At 73.6% G+C, this 7,329-nt stretch carries 8 protein-coding genes; 6 read left to right on the top strand and 2 right to left on the bottom strand.

Translation table 11 applies throughout. From position 1 onward, the window contains the following. Positions 1-176: 176 nt before the first annotated feature. Complete coding sequence (locus AB0J36_RS24435; protein ID WP_357128016.1) at positions 177-1,004, bottom strand: anti-sigma factor; 828 nt, start codon at positions 1,002-1,004, stop codon at positions 177-179. Further along, positions 958-1,560 (bottom strand): sigma-70 family RNA polymerase sigma factor, encoded by a 603-nt coding sequence (locus AB0J36_RS24430; RefSeq protein ID WP_357127442.1) that lies wholly within the window; start codon positions 1,558-1,560, stop codon positions 958-960. The genes AB0J36_RS24435 and AB0J36_RS24430 overlap by 47 nt, the downstream gene beginning before the upstream one ends. A gap of 230 nt (positions 1,561-1,790) precedes the next feature. Between AB0J36_RS24430 and AB0J36_RS24425 the strand changes: the two genes are divergently transcribed. The 6 genes from AB0J36_RS24425 to AB0J36_RS24400 all read left to right on the top strand — a co-directional run bounded on the left by AB0J36_RS24425 (position 1,791) and on the right by AB0J36_RS24400 (position 7,321). After that, positions 1,791-2,621, top strand: coding sequence for a DUF4397 domain-containing protein (locus AB0J36_RS24425; RefSeq protein ID WP_357127439.1), 831 nt, complete (start codon positions 1,791-1,793; stop codon positions 2,619-2,621). After that, a complete protein-coding gene (locus AB0J36_RS24420; protein ID WP_363661149.1) occupies positions 2,618-3,268 on the top strand; it encodes a class F sortase in 651 nt (216 codons plus the stop codon). Before AB0J36_RS24425 ends, AB0J36_RS24420 begins: the two co-directional genes overlap by 4 nt. Before the next feature lie 107 nt (positions 3,269-3,375). Continuing rightward, on the top strand, positions 3,376-4,551 hold the full coding sequence (locus AB0J36_RS24415; RefSeq protein WP_357173172.1) for a cysteine desulfurase family protein: 1,176 nt from the start codon (positions 3,376-3,378) through the stop codon (positions 4,549-4,551). 181 nt (positions 4,552-4,732) lie between these two features. Continuing rightward, positions 4,733-5,806 (top strand): tRNA 2-thiouridine(34) synthase MnmA, encoded by a 1,074-nt coding sequence (gene mnmA, locus AB0J36_RS24410; RefSeq protein WP_357127430.1) that lies wholly within the window; start codon positions 4,733-4,735, stop codon positions 5,804-5,806. 104 nt (positions 5,807-5,910) lie between these two features. Next, positions 5,911-6,915, top strand: a complete 1,005-nt coding sequence (locus AB0J36_RS24405; RefSeq protein ID WP_363661148.1) for a methionine synthase — start codon at positions 5,911-5,913, stop codon at positions 6,913-6,915. Positions 6,916-6,952: 37 nt separating this feature from the next. Beyond that, positions 6,953-7,321, top strand: a complete 369-nt coding sequence (locus AB0J36_RS24400; RefSeq protein WP_357127423.1) for a VOC family protein — start codon at positions 6,953-6,955, stop codon at positions 7,319-7,321. The last annotated feature ends 8 nt before the right edge of the window (positions 7,322-7,329 follow it).

Genomic DNA, 7,329 nt, shown 5'->3' with positions numbered 1-7,329 from the left:
GCGGGCCCGTGTGGGGGGTGGGGGCCCCGCTCAACACAGTCGCGCCCCCGCCGCCCCGGAACCCCCCACCCGCACGTGCGGGGTCTCCCCACCACGCGCCCCGCCCGTCGTGACGGGCGGCCACTTTTTCGGTGGGGAGCTGATCGGCGGGCCGGGGAGCTGAGCCGGCCCGCCGATCAGCCCGTCAGGGTGCCCCTCAACAGGCTGTCGCCCGAGTGGCGGGTGTTGTTGTCGTACTGCTCGGCGGACACGTCGACCACCGAATAGCTCTTGAGGTCGACGTTCGGGGGCAGGGGCAGCAGAGCGTCCGCGTCGCCACCGAGGGTGCCGATCGAGAACATCTCCATGGTCGTCGGGTTGATGAGCCAGACCTCGTAGTACCCCGGCACGCGCGGGAGATTCGCCACATGCAGATGTAGTTGGCCGCCCTGCAGGACGCGCGCGTCGCCCTGGGCCGACTTCGGCGTCGAGCCGAACGCCGCCAGTGGCGCGCTGGCCAGCACCGTCGGCGTTTTCGCCGGCTCCGGTTCGGTCGGCTTCAGCACCGAGACCGTGCCCAGCACACCGATCGCCGCCGCCGCGACGGCGGTCACCGCCGTGGCCGCCCAGCGGGACCAGCCGCGACCCCGGTGGGGCCGGCGCGTCGGGTCCAGCCGGGTGACCGTCGCGGAGGTGGTGCCGCCGTCGGCGTCCTCGGCCGCCGTCCCGTGCGCCTGCGCGGGCACCTGCTGCCGGCCGGCTCCGGTCAGCACGGCTACGGGCGCGTGGACCGCGGTGCCCTCGGCCGCCCGGATCTCGGCTTCGATGCCCTGCCAGATGTGCTCCGGCGGGTCGGGCAGGTCGCCGAGGCCCTGCGTCTCGGCGCCGAGCCCGGCCACCTGCCGCAGGGTCGTCAGCTCCGTCCGGCAGTGCGCGCAGGTGTCGAGGTGGGTGCGCTCCCCGTCGTCCGCGTCGCTCTCACCGAGCGCCAGAAAGACCAGCCGCTCGTGCTCCAGGTGCTGCACCATCCACCTCCCATCTGCGTTTCAAGCTCGCCATGCCGCGCCGGATGTGACTCTTCACGGTGCCCAGCGGCACCCCGGTCACCGCGGCGATCTGCTGGTGTGTCAGGTCGTCGTAGAAGGCCAACTCCAGCATGCGCCGCTGGTCGTCCGGGAGTCGTGCCAGCTCGTCGGCGATCACCAGCCGATCCACCACCCGGTCCGGGTCCGGCCCGGTCTGCGCCGGCTCGGGCAGTTGCCGGACCGTCTCCACCACCCGGGTTTCCCGCGCCGAGGCGCGCATGCGGTCGATCACCTTGCGCCGGCCGATGCCGAGCAGCCAGCCGACCAACGAGCCCTTGGCCGGGTCGAAGGTCTCCCGGCCCAGCCACGCGCCCACGAACGTCGCCTGGGTCACGTCCTCGGCGTCGGCCCGGTTGGCCAGCATGGTGGTCGCCAGGTGCAGGACGGCGCGGCCGTAACGCTCGTACGCCGTACGCAGCGCCGCCTCGTCCCCGGCCCGGAACCGGGCCGCGAGGTCGTCCGCCGGTGGGTCCGGTTGCGGTGGCAGCGCCGTCACGGGGCGGCCCGCCTTCGATGGGGCATGCCCGACTGTAGCTGCCACAGCCCTCGCCCCACTCTCCCGGTCAAAGTCATCTCACCTGCTCTTCGGCCGCTGACGGTGATCTGGATGCGGCCGGAACCGAGAAAAAGAAACGCGTCGAGAGCGCATCCGCCCGTCGCGGAGCCGGCGTAACCCGTTCTGCAAGCCAGGCCTGACGAATCAGCACCAATCACCAGGAGGCAGACATGCAGCTCTCGTACTTCCGTCGGGTCGCCGCGGGCGGCGCGGTCGCCGCGCTCGCCTTCGCCGGTGTCGGCGCGTTCACCGCCACGCCCGCGTACGCCGCCACGTCGAAGGTCTCCGTCGTCCACGGCATCCCGGACACCCCGGTCGACGTCTACGTCAACGGCAAGAAGACGCTTGACAACTTCAAGCCCGGTGACGTCGCCGGTCCGCTGAACCTGGCCGAGGGGGAGTACGACATCGCCCTCACCAAGCCCGGTGAGCCGGTCGGCAGCGCGATCCTCAAGGTCGACGACGCCAAGGTGCCGGGCGGGGCGAACATCAGCATCGCCGCACACCTCGACGCCGCCGGCAAGCCGAAGATCACGCCGTTCGTGAACGACGTCTCCAAGGTCGACGCCGGCAAGGCCCGTCTGATCGTCCGGCACACGGCGGCCGCCCCGGCGGTCGACGTACGGGCCGGCGGCACCCCGGTCTTCAAGGGCCTGACCAACCCGAACGAGGCCAAGGGCGACGTCGACGCCGGCGCGGTGAAGGCGGACGTGGTGCTGGCGGGCACCGACACCGTGGCCATCGGCCCGGCGGACCTGAACCTCAAGGAGGGCACCGCCACGATCGTCTACGCCATCGGCTCCGCCGAGGGCAAGAACCTCGACGTGGTGGCCCAGACGATCACCGGCCTGCACTCCGCGCCGGGCGGCGTGCCGAGCGGTGACGGTGGCCAGGCGGGTACCGGCGTGGGCACCTGGTGGTACGTGCTCACCGGTGCCGGCGTACTCCTGCTGGTCGGTGGTGGGGCGCGGATGGCGACCGCGCGGACCGGCCGCAAGTGACGGTGCGCAACCGCGGCGCGCTGGCGGCTCTGGCCGCCGGCGCTGCCGCGCTCACCGTCGCCACCCTGGTGGCGTGCAACTCGCAGCCGGCCGGAACCGTCGGTGCCGAGGAGGCGACCGCGCTGGCCAGCGCCACCCCGACCACGGCCGTCCCGTCGGTGCCGGTGACCGGCGGTGACCTGCCCGCCGGCGTTCAGGCCGTCCCGCCGGTCCGGCTGGTCATCCCGGGAATCGGTGTCACCGCCACGGTCAACGCGGTCGGCATCAACGAGCGCACCAACGAGTTCGAGGTGCCGCCGAGCGTCGACGAGATCGGCTGGTACCGCTACGGCCCCGGCCTGGAGGCCGACGGCGGATCGGTGGTCATCGCCGGGCACGTGGACAGCGCCAGACAGGGCAAGGGCGCGTTCTACCGGCTGCGCGAGCTGGACCGGGGCGACACGCTGACCGCGACCGGCAGTGACGGCACGGCGCGGCGGTACCGGGTCGTCGCCCGGGAGGAGTACGCCAAGACCAAGATCCCGTTGGACCGCTACTTCGCCCGGGACGGCAAGCCGCGGCTGACCCTGATCACCTGCGGTGGGCCGTTCGACGCCAAGGCCCGCAGGTACCGCGACAACATCGTCGTCACGGCGGTGCCCGCCTGAGCGGGCCGCGTCCGCTTCGTGCCGGGGTGGCCGTCCCACCCCGGCGCGTCGCGCGCAGGCCACTCCGCCCTCAGGTCACTGGCCGGTCGGCCGTACGCTGAAGGGTGATGGCTTACCTGGATCACGCGGCTACCACCCCCATGCTCGACGAGGCACTGGAGGCGTACGTCGCCACCGCCCGCGAGGTCGGCAACGCGTCCTCCCTGCACGCGGCGGGTCGTCGTGCCCGTCGCCGGGTCGAGGAGTCGCGCGAACGGGTGGCCGCTGTGCTGGGCGCCCGACCGTCCGAAGTGATCTTCACGGGCGGTGGCACGGAGAGCGACAACCTGGCGGTCAAGGGCCTCTTCTGGGCCCGCCGGGACGCCGTCGCCGACCGTCGGCGGGTGGTCTCCAGCGCCGTCGAACACCATGCCGTGCTCGACTCGGTCGACTGGCTGGCCGAGCACGAGAACGCCGAGGTCGGCTCGCTGCCGGTGGACCCCACCGGCCGGCTCGACCCGGAGAACCTGCGCGCCGAGCTCAGCGCGCACGCCGACCGGGTGGCCCTGGTCACCGCGATGTGGGCCAACAACGAGGTCGGTACCGTGCAGCCGGTGGCCGAGCTGGCCGCCGTCGCCGCCGAGTACGGTGTGCCGTTCCACACCGACGCCATCCAGGCCGTCGGCCAGGTGCCGGTCGACTTCGCCGCCAGCGGGGCCGCCGCGCTGACCGTCACCGGTCACAAGCTGGGCGGCCCGATCGGGGTGGGCGCCCTGCTGCTCGGCCGGGACGTGGCCGCCGTACCGCTGCTGCACGGCGGCGGTCAGGAGCGCGACGTCCGTTCCGGCACGCTGGACACCGCCGGCATCGTCGCCTTCGCGGTCGCCGTCGAGACGGCGGTCAAGGGCCAGCAGGAGTACGCGGCCCGGGTGGCCGCCCTGCGCGACGACCTGATCGAGCGGGTCCGCCGGGCGGTGCCCGAGGTGATCTACAACGGCGACCCGACCGACCGGCTCCCCGGCAACGCGCACTTCTCCTTCCCGGGTTGCGAGGGCGACGCCCTGCTGCTCCTGCTCGACGCCCAGGGCATCGCCTGCTCGACGGGCTCGGCCTGCTCGGCCGGGGTCGCCCAGCCGTCGCACGTGCTGCTGGCGATGGGCGCCGACGACGACCGCGCCCGATCGTCGCTGCGCTTCACCCTCGGCCACACCAGCACCCAGGCCGAGATCGACGCCCTGGTGTCGGCCCTCCCCGCAGCCGTGGAGCGAGCCCGGAGAGCCGCCGCCCCCCGAACCCCCCGCTAACCCCCCCGCCCCGAAACGCCCTCGCCCGCGCCTCCGGTGCGGTCGATCATGAAGTTGTGGTGCCCGGAGTGTGGGGTTCAGAGGCCTTTGTCAACCACCACAACTCCATGCTCGACCCGGTAAGGCGGGGTGGGGGTTTGGCGGGGTGGTGGTTAGGGTTGGTGGGGAAGGGGGTTCGCTGGTGAGAGTTCTGGCGGCGATGTCGGGCGGGGTTGACTCGGCCGTGGCGGCGGCGCGGGCGGTGGCGGCCGGGCACGACGTGACCGGCGTGCACCTGGCGTTGGCCCGTAACCCGCAGACGTACCGGACCGGGGCGCGCGGCTGCTGCACGCTGGAGGACTCCCGGGACGCCCGCCGGGCTGCCGACGTCATCGGCATTCCGTTCTACGTGTGGGACATGGCGGACCGGTTCCACGAGGACGTGGTGGACGACTTCGTCGCCGAGTACGCCGCAGGTCGTACGCCCAATCCGTGTCTGCGGTGCAATGAGAAGATCAAGTTCGCGGCGGTGCTGGACCGGGCGATCGCGCTGGGCTTCGACGCGGTGGTCACCGGTCACCACGCCCGGCTCGGCCCGGACGGGCTGTTGCGCCGCAGCGTCGACATCGCCAAGGACCAGTCGTACGTGCTGGCGGTCCTCACCCGCGAGCAGCTGGACCGCTCGATGTTCCCGCTCGGCGACTCGACCAAGGCGCAGGTCCGCGCGGAGGCCGCCGAGCGCGGCCTGGCGGTGGCCGACAAGCCGGACTCCCACGACATCTGCTTCATCGCCGACGGTGACACCCGTGGCTTCCTCGCCGGCCGGCTCGGCGAGACGCCCGGCGACGTCGTCGACGCGAGCACCGGCGCGGTCGTCGGCAGCCACACCGGGGCGTACGCGTACACGGTGGGCCAGCGTCGCGGCCTGCACCTGGACCGGCCCGCCCCCGACGGTCGCCCGCGTTACGTGCTCTCCATCACGCCCAAGACCAACACCGTGACGGTCGGTCCGGCCGAGGCGCTGGAGGTGTCCGAGGTCCGGGCCGTCCGCCCGGTCTGGACCGGCGGTCCGCGCCCGGACGCGCCGGTCGAGTGCGAGGTGCAGCTCCGCGCGCACGGGGACGTGGTGCCGGCGACCGTCGACCTCGACGGCGACGCGCTGCACGCCGAGCTGCGCCGACCGGTCCGCGGCGTCGCCGCCGGCCAGGCCCTGGTGGCCTACCGACCGGACCCGGCCGGCGACATCGTCCTCGGCTCGGCCACGATCTCCGGCTGAGCGCCCGACTCCCGGCCGGGGCGCACACCAGGTGCTCGTCCGCGCGGCCAGGACGTCGGCTGGTCGCCGCATCGTCGCCGCGCCCACCGGGATAGCCTTCGGCCGTGACAGATCAGGCGTGGCCCTGGCCGGCGGGCGCGGCGACCGGCATCGGTTCGCTGCCCGGCACCGACATCGCCGAGGCCCAGCGGGTGGTTCTCGGCGAGCTTCCCGACCTGCCGCACCTGCCCGAGCTGCCGGCCCGAGGCCCCGGAGCCGACCTCATCGGGCGCAGCGCCGGGCTGCTGGTCGAGCTGCCCGTCGAGCTGTACACCGGGCGTTGGCGGGTCGCCCCCCGCGCCGGCCGTGACCTGCGCCGGGCCCGGGACCTGATGGAGCGTGACCTGGACCAGCTCGCCGAGCAGGCCGAGGGGTACGCCGGCCCGATCAAGGTGCAGGCCGGCGGCCCGTTCACCCTGGCCGCCGCGCTGGAGCTGCCGATCGGTGGCCGGCTGCTGCGCGACCCCGGTGCCGTGCGCGACCTCACCGGCTCGCTCGCCGAAGGGCTGCGCGAGCACGTGGCGGCGATCGCGCGACGGCTGCCCCAGGCGTCGGTGCTGCTGCAACTGGACGAGCCGTCGCTGCCGACCGTGCTGGCCGGACGGGTGCCGACCGAGAGCGGGCTCGGCGCGTACCGGGCGGTGGAGTCGGCCGACGCGGCTGCTCTGCTGCGCACGGTCGTCGACGCCGTGGGCGTACCCACGGTGGTGCACTGCTGCGCCCCGGACGTGCCGTTGGAGCTGATCCGCTCCACCGGGGCCGTCGCGGTCGCCCTCGACCTCGGTCTCGTCACCGACCTGGATCCGCTGGGCGAGGCGATCGACGCCGGCCTCGGGCTGTTGGCCGGCGCCGCGCCGACCCGGCCGCCGTCGGCCGGTGGCGCGCCGACCTCCGGGCAGATCGCCGATCGGGTACGCCACATCTGGGACCGCCTCGGCTTTCCCCGCCGGCAGCTCGCCCAACAGGTGGTCGTCACCCCGGCGTGTGGCCTGGCCGGCGCCACCCCGCGGTACGCCCGGGAGCTACTCGCGGCCTGCCGGGACGCCGGCCGCCGGTTCAGCGAGGAGTGAGGTTTTTCTGTCGTACCCGCTGGGCAGAATGACCGCCATGATTGGACAGCTACGTTCAGTGGTGATCGACTGCCCCGATCCGCAGGCGCTGGCCGCGTTCTACTCCGAGCTGCTCGGCATCCCCTTCGCCGAGGGCGCCTCCGAGGACGACGACTGGGTGGTGCTCGGTGGCCCGCCCGGCCACCAGCCGCGACTGGCCTTCCAGCGAGCGCTCAACCTGCGTACGCCGTCCTGGCCGGATCCGGAGCGCCCGCAGCAGTTCCACCTGGACGTGACCGTGGACGACATCGAGAGCGCGGAGAAGGCGGCGCTCGCGCTCGGTGCGCGGCGGCTGCCCGGCGACGGCGAGGGTTTCCGGGTCTACGCGGATCCGGTCGGCCATCCGTTCTGCCTCTGCTGGGACTGACCGCGCCC

Source organism: Micromonospora sp. NPDC049662, assembly GCF_040675055.1.
Classification (GTDB): domain Bacteria; phylum Actinomycetota; class Actinomycetes; order Mycobacteriales; family Micromonosporaceae; genus Micromonospora.
The sequence above is the reverse complement of the archived record's forward strand: the minus strand, read 5'-3'. Positions and strand labels throughout refer to the sequence as shown.

Bases quoted from the DNA above. Each gene is read 5' to 3' on its own strand.
- AB0J36_RS24400 (WP_357127423.1), top strand. From the start codon at position 6,953: ATGATTGGACAGCTACGTTCAGTGGTGATCGACTGCCCCGATCCGCAG.
- AB0J36_RS24425 (WP_357127439.1), top strand. From the start codon at position 1,791: ATGCAGCTCTCGTACTTCCGTCGGGTCGCCGCGGGCGGCGCGGTCGCC.
- AB0J36_RS24415 (WP_357173172.1), top strand. From the start codon at position 3,376: ATGGCTTACCTGGATCACGCGGCTACCACCCCCATGCTCGACGAGGCA.